Annotated in this window: 16 protein-coding genes; 3 read left to right on the plus strand and 13 right to left on the minus strand. The window is 70.9% G+C overall.

Annotation, left to right across the window (positions count from 1 at the left end; genetic code table 11):
* Positions 1-18: 18 nt before the first annotated feature.
* The 13 genes from yjfF to RY94_RS02960 all read right to left on the minus strand — a co-directional run bounded on the left by yjfF (position 19) and on the right by RY94_RS02960 (position 10845).
* Complete coding sequence (gene yjfF, locus RY94_RS02910) at positions 19-1032, minus strand: galactofuranose ABC transporter, permease protein YjfF (RefSeq protein ID WP_156134998.1); 1014 nt, start codon at positions 1030-1032, stop codon at positions 19-21.
* Entirely contained in the window at positions 1032-2063 is a 1032-nt protein-coding gene (locus tag RY94_RS02915) for an ABC transporter permease (protein WP_043441638.1), read from the minus strand. Before RY94_RS02915 ends, yjfF begins: the two co-directional genes overlap by 1 nt.
* Positions 2060-3583 carry a sugar ABC transporter ATP-binding protein gene (locus RY94_RS02920; RefSeq protein WP_043441641.1) on the minus strand — a complete coding sequence of 508 codons (1524 nt, stop codon included), beginning with the start codon at positions 3581-3583 and terminating at the stop codon, positions 2060-2062. The genes RY94_RS02915 and RY94_RS02920 overlap by 4 nt, the downstream gene beginning before the upstream one ends.
* Before the next feature lie 96 nt (positions 3584-3679).
* Positions 3680-4657, minus strand: a complete 978-nt coding sequence (locus tag RY94_RS02925) for an ABC transporter substrate-binding protein (protein WP_043441643.1) — start codon at positions 4655-4657, stop codon at positions 3680-3682.
* Between the two features lie 218 nt (positions 4658-4875).
* Entirely contained in the window at positions 4876-4983 is a 108-nt protein-coding gene (locus tag RY94_RS18615; protein ID WP_331374633.1) for an Rv0909 family putative TA system antitoxin, read from the minus strand.
* A gap of 185 nt (positions 4984-5168) precedes the next feature.
* On the minus strand, positions 5169-5777 hold the full coding sequence (locus RY94_RS02930; RefSeq protein WP_043441645.1) for a GNAT family N-acetyltransferase: 609 nt from the start codon (positions 5775-5777) through the stop codon (positions 5169-5171).
* Positions 5680-6252 (minus strand): hypothetical protein, encoded by a 573-nt coding sequence (locus RY94_RS02935; RefSeq protein WP_197060580.1) that lies wholly within the window; start codon positions 6250-6252, stop codon positions 5680-5682. Before RY94_RS02935 ends, RY94_RS02930 begins: the two co-directional genes overlap by 98 nt.
* A 42-nt stretch (positions 6253-6294) precedes the next feature.
* Complete coding sequence (locus tag RY94_RS18285; protein ID WP_231554391.1) at positions 6295-7164, minus strand: anthranilate synthase component I family protein; 870 nt, start codon at positions 7162-7164, stop codon at positions 6295-6297.
* On the minus strand, positions 7101-7802 hold the full coding sequence (locus RY94_RS18655) for a hypothetical protein (protein ID WP_442853438.1): 702 nt from the start codon (positions 7800-7802) through the stop codon (positions 7101-7103). The genes RY94_RS18285 and RY94_RS18655 overlap by 64 nt, the downstream gene beginning before the upstream one ends.
* A 570-nt stretch (positions 7803-8372) precedes the next feature.
* A complete protein-coding gene (locus RY94_RS02945; protein ID WP_043441646.1) occupies positions 8373-8990 on the minus strand; it encodes a LysE family transporter in 618 nt (205 codons plus the stop codon).
* Between the two features lie 39 nt (positions 8991-9029).
* The gene (locus RY94_RS02950) at positions 9030-9524 is read right to left on the minus strand and encodes a low molecular weight protein-tyrosine-phosphatase (protein ID WP_043441648.1); all 495 of its coding nucleotides are present in this window, start codon (positions 9522-9524) and stop codon (positions 9030-9032) included.
* A gap of 24 nt (positions 9525-9548) precedes the next feature.
* Positions 9549-10346 (minus strand): methyltransferase domain-containing protein, encoded by a 798-nt coding sequence (locus RY94_RS02955; RefSeq protein ID WP_043441651.1) that lies wholly within the window; start codon positions 10344-10346, stop codon positions 9549-9551.
* 10 nt (positions 10347-10356) lie between these two features.
* On the minus strand, positions 10357-10845 hold the full coding sequence (locus RY94_RS02960) for a MarR family winged helix-turn-helix transcriptional regulator (protein WP_043441653.1): 489 nt from the start codon (positions 10843-10845) through the stop codon (positions 10357-10359).
* Positions 10846-10946: 101 nt separating this feature from the next.
* Between RY94_RS02960 and RY94_RS02965 the strand changes: the two genes are divergently transcribed.
* The 3 genes from RY94_RS02965 to RY94_RS02975 all read left to right on the plus strand — a co-directional run bounded on the left by RY94_RS02965 (position 10947) and on the right by RY94_RS02975 (position 14340).
* Positions 10947-13100, plus strand: a complete 2154-nt coding sequence (locus RY94_RS02965; protein WP_052273873.1) for an MMPL family transporter — start codon at positions 10947-10949, stop codon at positions 13098-13100.
* Between the two features lie 237 nt (positions 13101-13337).
* Complete coding sequence (locus RY94_RS02970) at positions 13338-14069, plus strand: AAA family ATPase (RefSeq protein WP_082046015.1); 732 nt, start codon at positions 13338-13340, stop codon at positions 14067-14069.
* 10 nt (positions 14070-14079) lie between these two features.
* Complete coding sequence (locus RY94_RS02975; RefSeq protein WP_043441658.1) at positions 14080-14340, plus strand: DUF6221 family protein; 261 nt, start codon at positions 14080-14082, stop codon at positions 14338-14340.
* Positions 14341-14386 lie beyond the last annotated feature (46 nt).

Raw genomic sequence — 14386 nt, forward strand, 5'->3', positions numbered from 1 at the left:
CGCCGGGACCCCGCGGCCTCAGGTGAGCCTGACCTTCCGGGTGAAGAGTTTCTGCAGCAGGATGAAGACGAGGAGCAGGGCGCCGATCACGATGCGCGTCCACCAGGAGCTCAGCGTGCCCTCGTAGGAGATGAAGGTCTGGACGATCCCGAGCACGAGCACCCCCGTCAGGGAGCCGAGCACGTAGCCGTACCCTCCGGTCAGCAGGGTCCCGCCCACCACGACCGCCGCGATGGCGTCGAGTTCCAGCCCGGTGGCCGCCAGGCTGTACCCGGAGAGGCTGTAGAACGAGAAGAGGATCCCGGCGATCGAGGAGCACAGGCCGCTGATCCCGTACACGAGGACCTTGGTGCGCGGGACGGCGAGACCCATGAGCAGCGCCGAGGACTCGCCGCCACCGATCGCGTACACGGTCCGTCCGAACCGCGTCTGGTGCAGCACGTAGAACGCGACGGCGACCACGAGGAGGGCGATCACGACACCGGGGGAGACGAACAGCCTGCCCACCAGCGGGATCCTCGCCTGCGCCATGGAGGTGAAGAAGGGGTTGGTCACGGTGATGGAATCGACGCTGATGACGTAGCAGAGACCCCGCGCCAGGAACAGGCCCGCAAGGGTGACGATGAAGGGCTGGATCTCGAAGACCTGGATCACGAGCCCCATGAGCAGGCCGAAGGTGGCACCGGTCAGGAGGACGAGGACGATCACCGCGGCGGGGTTCCACCCGGCCTGCAGGAGGGCGGCGGCGATCATCATGGACAGGGCGACGACGGACCCGACGGAGAGGTCGATGCCCCCGGTGAGGATCACGAACGTCATGCCGACGGCGAGGACGATCAGGAACGTGTTGTCGATCAGGAGGTTCAGGAAGACCTGCCCGGACAGGAACCCCGGGTACATGACCGCGCCGGCGGCGAACATGGCGAGGAACAGGCCGAGCGTCGCGAGGGTGGGGGCGTACCGCGCCTTGCCCCGCAGCCGGCTCATGCGGGGGCGGTCGAGTGGTGCCGGGGTGCGGGTGAGGACGGACATCAGGCGGCCACCTTCGGTCGGGACGGTTCGGTCACGGGCCGCCGTCGCCGGCTGAGGAGGGTGCGCGCCCTGCTGGACTGCAGGAGGCACACGATGATCACGACGAGCGCCTTGAAGACCAGGGTGGCTTCGGGCGGGACGCCCAGCGTGTAGACGGTGGTGGTGAGGGTCTGGATGATCAGCGCTCCGACGAGGGTGCCGACCAGGCTGTACCGGCCCCCGGCCAGCGAGGTGCCGCCGATGACGACGGCGAGGATGGCGTCCATCTCGATGTACAGGCCGGCATTGTTGGCGTCCGCCGCCGTGACGTTCGAGCTGATCATGAGGCCGGCGACCGCCGCGCACAGCCCGCTGAAGACGTAGACGGTCCAGGTGATGGTGCGCGCGTCGAGCCCGGCGAGCCTGCTCGCCACCGGGTTGATGCCCACCGATTCGATGAGCGTGCCGAGGGCCGTCCGGCGCGTCAGCAGGCCGGTGATGCCGAAGGCGGCCGCCGCGATGAGGATCGAGATGGGCAGGCCCAGGAAGTACCCGGCTCCGATCGCCTGGTAGGAGTCGTTGGACACGGAGATGATCTGGCCGTCGGTGACCAGCTGGGCCAGTCCGCGGCCCGCGGTCATGAGCACCAGCGTGGCGATGATCGGCTGGATCCCGATGGCAGAGACCAGGAAGCCGTTCCACGCCCCGAGGGCGAGGCCCGCGACGACGGCGATCGCCACTGCCGTCGCGGCGGTCTGGAGGGAGGCCGGGTCGGGGGAGCTGTAGATGTACATGCAGGAGACGGCGCCGGCGATCGCCGCGACCGCACCCACCGACAGGTCGATGCCCCGTGAGGCGATGACGAGTGTCATGCCGAGGGCGATCAGGATGGTGGGTGCCCCGTTGCGGAGGATGTCGATCAGGCTGCCGTAGAGGTGGCCGTCCTGGACGCGGACCGAGAGGAAGTCCGCACGGAAGAGCTGGTTCAGCAGGAGCAGCAGGACAAGGGCGAGCACGGGCCAGGTGAGGCGGTGCCGCAGCAGCGCACTCATGCGTTCGTCCCGGCGATGACCGTCATGACGTCTCCCATGGTGAGGTTCTCGTTGGGTAGGTCGGCGACCATCCGCCGGTCCTTGAGGACGGCGATCCGGTCGCTGATACGCAGCACTTCCTCGAGCTCGGCCGAGATGAAGATGACGGACATCCCGTCCGCCGCGAGGCTGCTGATGAGTTTCTGGATCTGCGTCTTGGCGCCGATGTCGATGCCCCGGGTCGGTTCGTCCAGGATGAGCAGTCGCGGATGGGTGATGAGCCAGCGCGCGAGCAGCACCTTCTGCTGGTTGCCGCCGCTGAGGTCCCGGATGAGCGTGTCCTTGCTGGACGGGCGGATGTCGAGGGCTCTGATGTACCGATCCGCCAGCTCGTCCTGGGTGGCGCGGGGGACACGCCGCCACCAGCCCTTGCCCGCCTGCAGCGCCAGGATCAGATTGTCGCGGACGGAGAGATCGCCGATCAGTCCCTCCTCCTTGCGGTTCTCGGAGGAGAACGCGATGCCCCGGTCGATGGCGGACCGCGGGCTGCGGAGGGTGCGGCCCGTGCCGCGGATGGTCAGCTGTCCCTGGTCGGCCCTGTCGGCACCGAACAGCAGCCTGGCCGTCTCGGTGCGGCCCGACCCGAGCAGGCCGGCGAGGCCGAGGATCTCGCCGGTATGGACGGTGAAGGTCACCTCCCGGACCGAACCCTTCCTCCCCAGCCCCTCCGCCTGCAGGAACAGCGTCTCCTCCGTGCGGTCCGGCCGGCGTCGGCTCTCGGCTTCCTCGAGCTCGGCCAGGGCGTCCAGTTCCTTGCCGATCATCGTGGAGATCAGGGCCATGCGCGGCAGCTCGGGCGTCAGGTATTCGCCCACCAGCCGGCCGTTGCGGAGGACCGTCATGCGGTCCGAGATCTCGTACACCTGCTCGAGGAAGTGGGACACGAACAGGATCGCGACGCCCCGGTCCCGCAGCGTCCTGATGACGGAGAACAGCTGCTGCACCTCGTCGGCGTCGAGGCTGGAGGTCGGCTCGTCGAGGATGAGCACCCTGGCCTCGATCTGCATGGCGCGGGCGATGGCCACGAGCTGCTGGATGGCGATGGAGTGCGAGGACAGGACGGACCGCGGATCGATGTGTCCCAGCTGCAGCTGGTCGAGGACCTCCTTCGCCTTCCGGCGGACGTCCCGCCAGTGGATGGCGCCGCGCCTGCGCGGTTCACGGCCGAGCAGGATGTTCTCCTCGACGGAGAGGTTGGGGCAGAGGTTCACCTCCTGGTAGACCGTGCTGATCCCGGCGGCCTGCGCCTCGGCCGGCGTGCCGAAGCTCTTCCGGGCCCCCATGACCGTGATCGTGCCGTCGTCCACGGCGTAGACCCCCGTCAGGGCCTTGATGAGGGTGGATTTCCCGGCGCCGTTCTCGCCCAGGAGGGCGTGGACCTCCCCCGGGAACAGCCGGAAGTCGACGCCGTCGAGCGCTTTCACGCCCGGGAAGGCGATGGAGATACCCTGCATGTCCACCACGGGGACGGTCCCGTCCATGTCCTGCCTCCTGTGTCCCGGATGCGGCGGGCCCGGCCCGCCGCGTCCCTCACTCCTGGTGACCCGGCCGCCTCGCGAGGCGGCCGGGTCCGGTTCCTAGTACTCGCGGCTCGCGAGGACTTCCTTGGCCTGCTCGGGCGTGAAGGTGGTCTCCTCGGTCACCACCCGGGCCGGAACCTCCTCGCCGGCGACCACCTTGGCCGCCAGGTCCATGAGCTGATCGCCGAGGAGCGGGTTGCACTCGACGATGAAGTTGATCTTCCCGTCGGCGAGAGCGGTCATGCCGTCCTTCACGGCGTCCACGGTGATGATCTTGATGTCCTTGCCGGGCACCTTCCCCGCGGCCTCGATGGCCTCGATGGCGCCGAGTCCCATGTCGTCGTTGTGGGCGTAGACCACATCGATGTCGGGGGTGTTCTTCAGGAACGCCTCCATCACCTGCTTGCCGCCGCTCCGGGTGAAGTCGCCGGTCTGCGACTGGACGATCTCGAGGTCGGGATCGGCTGCGATGGCCGCCTCGAACCCTTCCTTCCGGTCGATGGCCGGAGCCGCACCCGTGGTGCCCTGCAGTTCCACGATGTTCACCGGGCCCTCGGTCGAGGCCGAGTCCTCGACGAGCCATTCCCCGGCCTTCTTGCCCTCCTCCACGAAATCCGAGCCGAGGAAGGTCTTGTAGAGCGTGGTGTCGGTGGAGTCCACGGCCCGGTCGGTGAGGATGACGGGGATGCCCGCGTCCTTGGCTTCCTTCAGCACGGTGTCCCATCCCGATTCCACCACCGGGGAGAAGGCGATGACGTCCACCTGCTGCTGGATGTAGGACCGGATCGCCTTGATCTGGTTCTCCTGCTTCTGCTGTGCGTCCGAGAACTTCAGGTCGACACCTGCCGTTTCCGCGGCTTCCTGGATCGACGTGGTGTTGGCGGTACGCCAGCCGCTCTCGGCGCCGACCTGGGCGAAGCCCATGGTGATCGCGTCATCGGAACCACCCTCTCCGCCGGCATCGGACTGACCGCCGCAGGACGTGAGGGCGAGGGTGGTGGCGGCGATGACCGCCACGAATGATTTTCTCAACACTGCTGCCTCCTGGGAATCGGAACCACAGCAAGGCGTATCTGCACCGTCGTTGCTGCAGGGGCGGGGAGCCCTGCGGCAATTGTGAACGGTAACAAATGGCGGGTCAAGGGATCCCGGACACTATTGCGTCGCGATCCGGTGCGCCGGCCGTGCGGGGAGGCGTCGGCAGGGGAAAGGCCGGGCCGTACGATCGCGGCCCGGCCTCCGGTAGGGGTCAGTTACTTCTGACCGTTGTCCTTGCCGTCGAGGGTGTCCTTGGCCTTGTCCTCGGCCTGGTCGACCTTCTCGGGATTGTCCTGTGCATAGTCCTTGGCCTTGTCAGCCATTCCACCAGTGTCCGCCATAGAGTGCTCTTTCAGTCGAACCGGTCCGCGGCCTGCCGTGGGCTGCCGCGGTCTGACCCGTTCATCGTCCACCTCCCGCAGGAGTCGCGGTACCCGCAGGATCCGGTTGACATCCGCCGGGGAAGAGGGTGCGGCAGGATCGCCCGGCGGGACCGCCGCACCGGCACTCAGGCGTGCCGTGCCATCCGGTACAGGAGGTTGTCGCGCACCATCGGCCACTCGTGCGCCAGGACGGAGTAGACCACGGTGTCGCGCAGTTCGCCGTCCCGCGTACGGCTGTGGCTGCGGAGCACGCCGTCCTGCTTCGCCCCGAGTCGCTCGATCGCAGCCCGCGACTGGTGGTTGATCCAGTGCGTCCGGAACTCGACCGCCGGGCAGCCGAAGTCCTCGAAGGCATGCCGCAGCAGCAGGTACTTCGACTCCGTGTTGGTGCCGGTGCGCTGCGCGGAGGCGGCGTTCCACGTGGACCCGATCTCCACCCGCGGAGTGGCCTGGTCGATGTTCATGTAGGTGGTCATCCCGATGACCGGCCCGGGCCCGCCGGTCCGGGGATCGACGAGCCGCGCGGTGAACGGGAGCATCGACCCGCTCTCCTGGAGGGCCAGCCGGCGGTCGATCTCCCGGCGCATCCCCTCCGGCGCGGGCACCGACGTGTACCAGAGGGTCCACAGGTCCCCGTCACGGGCGGCGGCGACGAGCCCGTCGTGGTGGTCGGGGGCGAGGGGTTCGAGGATGACGCGCCGCCCGCGCAGGGTCGTGGGGTGGAGGGCCGTCATGCTCCGACCCTAGCGCCACCCGCCGTGCGCCGCGCAGGAGGACGATCAGGGCGAGGAGGGCGGCCGCACTGACGCCGTAGAGCACCGCCCCCCAGATCGTGTAGTCACCGCCGCCGATCGCGAAGGCGTCGGCGAGGCTCATGCCCGGGTTGAACGAGGCGACGACGTGCGACGGCGCCCCGAGAGTGATGACGCAGAGGTACAGGGCCGCGATCCGGGGCGCACTCCACCGCCGCAGGGTGCCGAGAAGACCCACCATCAGGCCCAGCGCGACGCCTGTGACCCCCCAGATCACCACGAGGTTCACGGCCATGGGCTCCCGTGCTTCCCGCATCTGCCGGTAGATCTCGGGAAGACCGAGTCCCGGGACGGCGGCCAGCGGATTCCAGACGAGGATCTGCAGGGTCCCGACGACGGCGTACGCGACGCACGTCGCGAGACCCGGAACGATGACGACGACTGTCCTGCCCGGCACTGGCTCCCCCTCCGATGAGCGCGTCCGAGGGCGGACGCCCGGCTAGGCTACCGGGTCACGCGCCGTCGGCAGGGAAGCCGGCGGGACGTCGGCAGGGCGGTCGGCAGGAAAGGAGGACCCCAGGGCGGACAGCACCCCGCGCGTCTTCGTCCGCACCTCGGCCCACTCCTCGGCCGGGTCCGAGTCGGCGGTGATCGCCCCGCCGACGCCCAGCGTGAGGTGCGTGGCGTCGCCGTCGTCCGCCAGCACGAGGGTGCGGATGACGACGGCGAGATCCGCGGCGCCGGTCAGGCTGAAGTACCCGGCGGCGCCCGAGTAGGGACCACGCGGACTCCGCTCCAGGCGGTCGAGGATGGCCATGGTGCTGATCTTCGGCGCGCCCGTCATCGAACCGGCCGGGAAGGCGGACCCGATCACCCCTGCGCGCGCGCTGCCCGGCCGCAGGCGGGCGTCGATGCTGCTCACCATCTGGTGCACGGTGGCGTAGGACTCGATGTCGCACAACCGGCTGACGGTGACCGAGCCCGGCACCGCGTGGTGCGAGAGGTCGTTGCGGAGCAGGTCCACGATCATGATGTTCTCCGCGCGGTCCTTCGCGGAGCTCCGGAGGTCCTGGAGCAGGGCGGCGTCCTCCGCCGGGTCCGCCGACCGCCCGCGCGTGCCCTTGATCGGTTCCGCCCGCATGAAGCCGTCCTGCGTGAGCTTCAGGAACCGTTCGGGCGAGGTGCTGGCCACGGCGAAGCCGGGGAAGCGGAGGTAGTGCGCGAAGGGTGCCGGACTCGCGGCGCGCAGGCGGAGATACGTCGCCAGCGGATCGAGGCGCTCCACGCGGGCCGAGAGCGACGTCGTCAGGCAGACCTCGTACGTGGTGCCGTCGGCGATCTCGGCCTGCGCGCGCCGGGTCTTCGCCATGTACTCCTCGCGGGAATCCCGGGCCGCGAACCGGGGCGCCGGGGGCGGGGCGGACGGCGGGACGGGGCCCGGGGCCGCGACNGCCAGGCCTCACGGTCCGGATCGCGCCGCCCGTCGGTGAGCGTGAGCAGGACGACGGACTGCTCGGCGTGGTCCACGACGACGGCGCGGCCGGCGAAGATCAGGGCCGCGTCGGGGAGGGCGTCGGCCGGCGTCGGCACGGACGCGCCGCCCGTCTCCCGCTTGAGCTCGTAGCCGAGGTAGCCCAGCCACCCCAGGCCGAACCCGCAGGCGAAATCCTCCGGGGCGCGGACCGCCCGGCGGCCCCAGACGTCGTCGAGCCAGCGGAAGAAGGGCTCGCGGACGCGCGTGGTGACCGGGCCCGCCGTGATCTCCGTGGTGCCGTCCCGGTGCAGGGCCTGCTGCCCGAAGGCGCCGGACGCGTCCGCCAGGATGCTGAAGCGGTTGCGCCCCTCGGGCCGGGGCGCCGTGGTCCCGGCGTCGGAACTGTCCAGCCAGACCGCGGCGGGGGACGCCCCGTACAGGGTGGAGAACAGCGCCGCGGTGTCCGGTGTCGCGGCGATGCGCTCGCAGTCCAGCCGGAGCCCGCGCCGGCCCGCGCGCTCCGGCGCGAGCATGACCGCGCACGCCGGCAGCCCCGTGAGTGCCAGGCGGACGGCCTGCGGTGACGGGGGCCCGCTGTGGCCCTGCACGACGACGTCGGCGGCGGCGCCGGGGTCGTCACCCGCCAGCCAGGCGTCCTCCTGGTCCGCCCAGCGCTGCCAGAAGGGCGCGTACGCCTCGCCGTCGCGCTCGATCGCGGTCCGGTGCCGGATCCCGGCGTCGGCCTCGATCCAGATCACCGCGTCGAGGTGGGGCCGCGCCGCGGCAGCCGCCGCCCCGACGCCCTCGAGGAGCACGATCTCGGCCGCCGCCGTGGTCCGTGCGGCGCCGTCCTGTCCGCGGTCCCAGTCCCAGGCGTTCCAGTGCGCCGGACGCCCGGCCCGCAGGGGGAGCAGGACGCGCTCCACGTAGCGGCCGATGCCGTCGTCGAGCCCGTCCCAGCCCGGATAGATGTCCTCGAGGTGGAAGAGGCTGACGCTGTGGTGCTCCCGGAGGAGGGCGGCGAGCTCGACGGCGAGGGTGGTCTTGCCCGCCCCGGACCGCCCGTCGACGGCGATGAGCAGGGGCGCGTCGGAGGGCACGGGTCAGGCCACGGCGAGGAGGGCGCCGACGCCCACGAAGAGCGAGCCGAAGGTGCGGTTGAGGAGGACCTGCCCGCGGTCGTCCTGCGTGAAGCGCCGGAACGAGCGGGCGGCACCGGCGTAGAAGAACCACATGACGAGCACGTCGATCACGACGACGGTCGCGGCCAGGACGGCGTACTGGCCGAGCAGCGGGCGGTCCGGGCGGATGAACTGGGGGATCAGGGCGAGGAAGAACACGATGGCCTTCGGGTTGAGCAGGTTCACCCAGAGGCCGCGGCGGACCATCGAGAGCGCGCCCTCGGTGACCTGCCGGGCCCGGACCTCGCCGTGCTCGGGCTTCTGCAGGAACTTCCGCACGCCCAGGTAGACCAGGTACGCGGCGCCGGTGTACCGGATGAGGTTGAATGCCAGCGGCGAGTTGGTCACGAGCAGCCCCACGCCCGCCGCGGCGACGCCGATGTGCACGAGGAGGGCCGCCTGCTGGCCGAGGATCCCCCAGATGGAACGGCGGAAACCGACCGTCAGCGCGTTGCTCATGGTGTTCACCGCGCCCGCCCCGGGCACGAAGCTGATCAGGGTCCCGGCGCCGAGCAGCGCCAGCCAGAGGGAGGGATTCACCCGTTCATGGTAAGCATCGCCGGTCGGGCCGCGGAAACGTCAGGCGTCGAGTTCGTGGCGCACGAACCGGACGACGCCCTCCACCGCGCCGTGGACCATCCGCCAGGTGGCTTCGAAGTCGCTGGCGTCGCCGTACCAGGGGTCGTAGATCCCGAGATCCTCGAGGTCGGCGTCCGTCGTCGACGGATCGAACTCGCGCAGGAGGTGGATCCTGTCCCGGGCGTCGCCGTCCGGCGCGTCACGGCGCAACTCGCGGTAGTGGTCCAGGTCCAGGGCGAGGATGAGGTCCCGCTCGCGGTACCAGACGGCCTCGAAGCGTCGGGCACGGTGCAGGTGGCTCTCGATGCCGAGTTCCGCCAGCTTCGCCGCCGCCCGCTCGTCGATGGGCTTGCCGGCCTCCCAGTCGGTGGTCCCCGCGGAATCGACGGCGACGTACTGCTGCAGTCCCGCCTGCGTGAAGGCGTGCGCGAGCATGAGCTCCGCCATGGGTGAGCGGCAGATGTTGCCCGTGCAGACGGTGACGATGCGGTACATCCCGCCAGCCTATCGGCGGTCGGCTCAGGCGCGGGCGAGAATCTCGACGCTCGGCAGGAGGAACACGCCGTCCTCCGCGCGCCCCCACCTGCGCCACCCCTCGGCCAGGCGCTGCAGGGTCTGCGCGTCGGCGAGGCCCCGCTCGACGGTCTGCTCCGCGAAGGCCGAATGCAGCACGCGCTCGGCCCACGACTCCGCATGGGCACGCCTGTCCCCATCGGCGGCGTACACCCAGGTCGACGACGACACCTCGACGTCCGCGAACCCGGCCGAGGCCGCCCACCCCGGCAGGCGCCGTCCGGCGTCCGGCTCGCCGCCGTTGCCGCGCGCCAGCTCCCCGTAGAGCTCCCGCCACTCGTCGAGCTCGCCGACCGCCGGGTACCAGGTCATCGCGCCGAAGTCGGCTTCGCGGGCGGCCACGATGCCGCCCGGCCGCACGACGCGCCGCATCTCCCGGAGCGCGGCCACCGGATCGGCGAGGTGCTGCAGCACCTGGTGGGCATGCACGACGTCGAACGACTCGTCGGGGACGTCGAGGTCGTACACGTTGCCCTCGCGGAACTCCACGTTGGCCACGTCCGCGTGGGTGGCGGACGCCTGCACGACGACGTCGGCCGACCGGTCGATGCCGGTCACGGAGCCGGGCGCCACGAGATCCGCGAAGCCGGCGGTGATGCTGCCGGGCCCGCACCCGATGTCCAGCAGGTCCATGCCGCTCTCGAGGAAGGGCTCCAGGTAGGCGGCCGACGACGCGACCGTGCGCATCGCGTGCGCGGCCGTCACGCTCGGGTGGTGTCCATGGGAGTAGATCTCGTCGTTCATGACTGGAAGGCTAACCGGCCGACCGGCCCCGAGCCGACCCGGCGCCGTCCCGCGCGTCGTCCTTCGCCGCGACCGTGGCGTCGGTGATCCGCTGCATCATGTCGCGCAGCAGCATCAGCTGCTCCTCCGTGTACTGGTCGAGGACGCCGTTGAGGTGGCGGGCGAGCGGCGCGAACAGCATCGCACCGGTGCTCCGGGCCTTCTCGGTCATCTGGAGGTGCACCTGCCGCCGGTCAACCTCGCTGCGCCGCCGTGTGACATGGCCGGCGGAATCGAGGCGGTCCACCAGGGCCGTGGTGGCCGGCGAGCTCAGATTGAGCTCCTCGCGCAGCAGGCCGGGGGTGACGGTGAGGCCGGCCTGGGCAGCGCCCATCATGATGCTCAGGGCGTGGAGATCGGTGCGGTACAGGCTGTCGCGCTCACTGGCGGCTTCCACATAGCGCTCGGTCTCGATGGTGAACTGCCGCATGAGCGCCATGAGTTCGTCCCTCGTGGCCATGGATCCTCGCCTCCTGTCCCATCCAGCTTAGGCCGCTTCCACTATCTCCACCATAGATATACTCTGTTGCAGAGAGAATTTCGAGGAAGGCGTGGAGTGCGATGAAGAACAGATGGCTGAGGGTGCTGCTGCCCGTCGTGGTGGTGCTGATCTGGCTGGTCGGCGCGGCGGTGGGCGGACCCACCTTCGGGCGGCTCGAGGAGGTCTCGAGCAACGACCAGGCGTCCTTCCTGCCCGCGAGCGCGGAGTCGACGGAGGCCGGGGAACTGCAGCAGAGGTTCAGTGATTCGGATGCCATCCCCGCGGTGATCGTCGCCGAGTCGGACACCGTGATCGAACCGCAGGACCTCGGCGCCTACGCCGAGCTCGGCGAGACGCTCGGCGGGGTCGAGGGGCTCGAGCCCCCGGCCGAGGGGGCGCCGGCGGTCGCCGGTCCCATCCCGTCGGAGGACGGGTTCGCCGTCCAGTACATCGCCTTCGTCTCCTCCGACGCGGAACTCGCCGAGGTGGTCGGCGAGCTGCGCACCATCCTGGACGACGACCTGCCCGACGGCGTCACCGGCTACGTCACCGGCCCGGCCGGGTTCACCAACGACCTCGTCGACGCCTTCGGCGGGATCGACGGCATCCTGCTCGCCGTCGCGCTCGGCGCGGTGTTCGTGATCCTCCTCGTGGTCTACCGGTCCATCGTGCTGCCGTTCCTGGTCCTGCTGACCTCGGTGTTCGCGCTGGCGACGTCGATCCTGCTGATCTTCGGCCTCGCGAAGCTCGACGTGATCCAGCTCAGCGGCCAGAGCCAGGGCATCCTCTCGATCCTCGTGATCGGCGCGGCCACGGACTACGCGCTGCTGCTCGTCGCCCGGTTCCGGGAGGCGCTCGGGGAGCACGAGACGAAGTGGGAGGCCATGCGCGTGGCCTACCGCGGGTCCTTCGAGCCGATCCTCGCCTCCGGCGCCACCGTGATCCTCGGCCTGCTCTGCCTGCTCTTCTCGGACCTCAACTCGAACCGGAGCCTCGGGCCGATCGCCGCCATCGGCATCGCCTTCTCGCTCGCCGCGGCGCTCACTCTCCTCCCCGCGCTCCTCCTCCTGTTCGGCAGGGCCGCCTTCTGGCCCCTGCTCCCGCGCTACAACCCCGCGGCGGCCGCCGTCGTCGCCCCGCACCACGGCAGGCACGCCGCACCGACCGGTGCCGGGCCGGAGACCGGCCTCGAACGGCTGAAGGGCCTCTGGAGGCGCGTGGCCCTGCTCGTGGGCCGCCGCCCGCGCGTGCTGTGGATCGCGTCGCTGCTGATCCTGGTCGCGGGCGCCCTCGGGCTGACCCAGCTGCAGGCCAACGGCGTCCCGCAGTCCGCCCTGATCCTGACGCCGTCCAACGCGGTCGACGGCCAGGAGGCCCTCGGCCGCCACTTCGACGCCGGCTCCGGGAGCCCCGTGTACGTCGTCGCCCCCGAGGCGGACCAGGAGGCCGTGCTGGAGGTCGTCTCGGCGCAGGAGGGCATCTCCGACGCCGCCCTGACCGAGGACCCGAGCGGCGCGGCCGTCGTCGAGGACGGGCAGGTCCTGATCAGCGGCACGCTCGAGTACCAGGCCGACTCCGAGCAGGCCGAGGACGTGGTGCGCGAGCTGCGGACGGCGCTCGACGACGTCGGTGGAGGAGACGCGCTGGTCGGCGGTGTCACGGCGGTGGCGATCGACACGAACGACACCGCGCTCGCCGACCTCGTCAAGATCATCCCGATCGTCCTGGCGGTCATCCTCGTGGTGCTGATCATCCTGCTCCGCTCCGTGCTCGCGCCGGTGCTCCTCGTCGCCAGCGTGGCGCTCTCCTACGCCACGGCCCTCGGTGTCTCGGCGGTGGTGTTCAACACCGTCTTCGGGTTCGAGGGGGCGGACGCATCGGTGCCGCTGTTCGGCTTCGTGTTCCTCGTGGCGCTGGGCGTGGACTACAACATCTTCCTCATGACCCGGGTCCGGGAGGAGTCCCTCCGGATCGGCACCCGGCCCGGCATCCTGCGCGGCCTCGGCGTGACGGGCGGCGTCATCACCTCGGCCGGCGTGGTCCTGGCGGCGACGTTCGCCGCGCTGGGCGTGATCCCCATCCTGTTCCTGGCGCAGATCGCGTTCATCGTGGCCTTCGGCGTGCTGCTGGACACCATCCTGGTGCGCTCGCTGCTGATCCCGGCCCTGGCGTACGACATCGGCCCGAAGATCTGGTGGCCGTCCAAGCTCGGCACGGTGCCGTCCCCGCGGTAGCCGCAGGGCGCGCCCGGGTCCCATGGGCCCGGGCGTGCGCGGGCCGGGAGCGCGGCTCCGGTCGGTGTCCGACGGCGGGACCCGCCCCACGTGCGCGACGAGGGGTGCGGATGCCGGACCGCGCCGTCCGACCGTGGCCCTCCGTCCGCGGCAGGTTCCGCATGGACCTGCCCGTTTCACAGCCCCTGCACATCGCGGGCAGGGAGCACTCCTAGCATGTGCCCGTATAACGGAGGGATGACTTCCCGCGTGGAACCCGACGACAGGCCCTCCCGCCCTCCGGTGCGTCGCCTCGTCGTCGCCCTGGTGGGCATCGACGGCGCGGGCAAGACGACGGCGGCGTCCGCGCTCGGCGGGCTCCTCGGAACGACGATGCCCACGATGGTCCTCGCCAACCCTTCGGGGCGGCGCACCATGACGGCGTGGACCGCGCGGCTCGGACTCGCCGTCCCGCCGCGGATCCTCGATCTCCTGGAATCGGCGGTGCGGGTGGTCAACGTCGCGGCCAACCACCTGCGGGCCCGCCGGTTCGACGGGGTCGTCATCCTGGACCGGCATCTGCACTGCCAGCAGGCGCTGCGTTCCACCCGGGGACTGCCGCGCGGGGCATTCCTCACCGCGCTGACGCGGGTGCTGCCGGCGGCGGACGTCGTCGTGTTCCTCGACGTCAGCCCGGAGGAGGCCGTCCGCCGGATCGTGGAGCGGGGGACGGACACCGAACGCGTCGACGACCTCCGGGCCTATCGCGACGGCTACCTCGGGCTCCCCGAATTCGGCGGCTTCCGGCGCGTGGATGCCGACGGGTCGCTGCCCGCCGTCCTCGATCAGCTGGAGGAGATCGTCGTGGGAGGCGCGCAGCGCCCGGCGTCAGCGGACGCAACCGGCGGCACCTGCCTCCCCGGTGGACGGCGTTCGACGGCGGGCCGCCCTGCGCGTGGGGTGGACGGCGCCGCTGCTCCTGCTCGATAGGGTTTCAGGTATGAATGAGATCGCCGCCTTCCTCGACGCCCGCATCACCGAGGACGAGAAAGCAGCCCGCACGGGCACCCTCCCCGAAGAAGTGTGGGGTGCGCGCGGCTGGTACGAGCCCGCGCGGGTCCTGTCCGAATGCGAGGCCAAGCGACGGCTCCTGCAGTTCGCGCTGTCCGATCTCGGTGAGCCCCACGGCTCGAGCGTGCTGAAGCTGCTCGCCGGGCCGTGGGCGGGCCACGGCGGCTACCGGCCGGAGTGGAAGGCCTGAGCGGGGGCGGGCCAGGAGGCCCGGGGGCCCATGGCGCCGACGGGCG

This window comes from Arthrobacter sp. L77 (assembly GCF_000816565.1).
Taxonomy (GTDB): domain Bacteria; phylum Actinomycetota; class Actinomycetes; order Actinomycetales; family Micrococcaceae; genus Arthrobacter_D; species Arthrobacter_D antioxidans.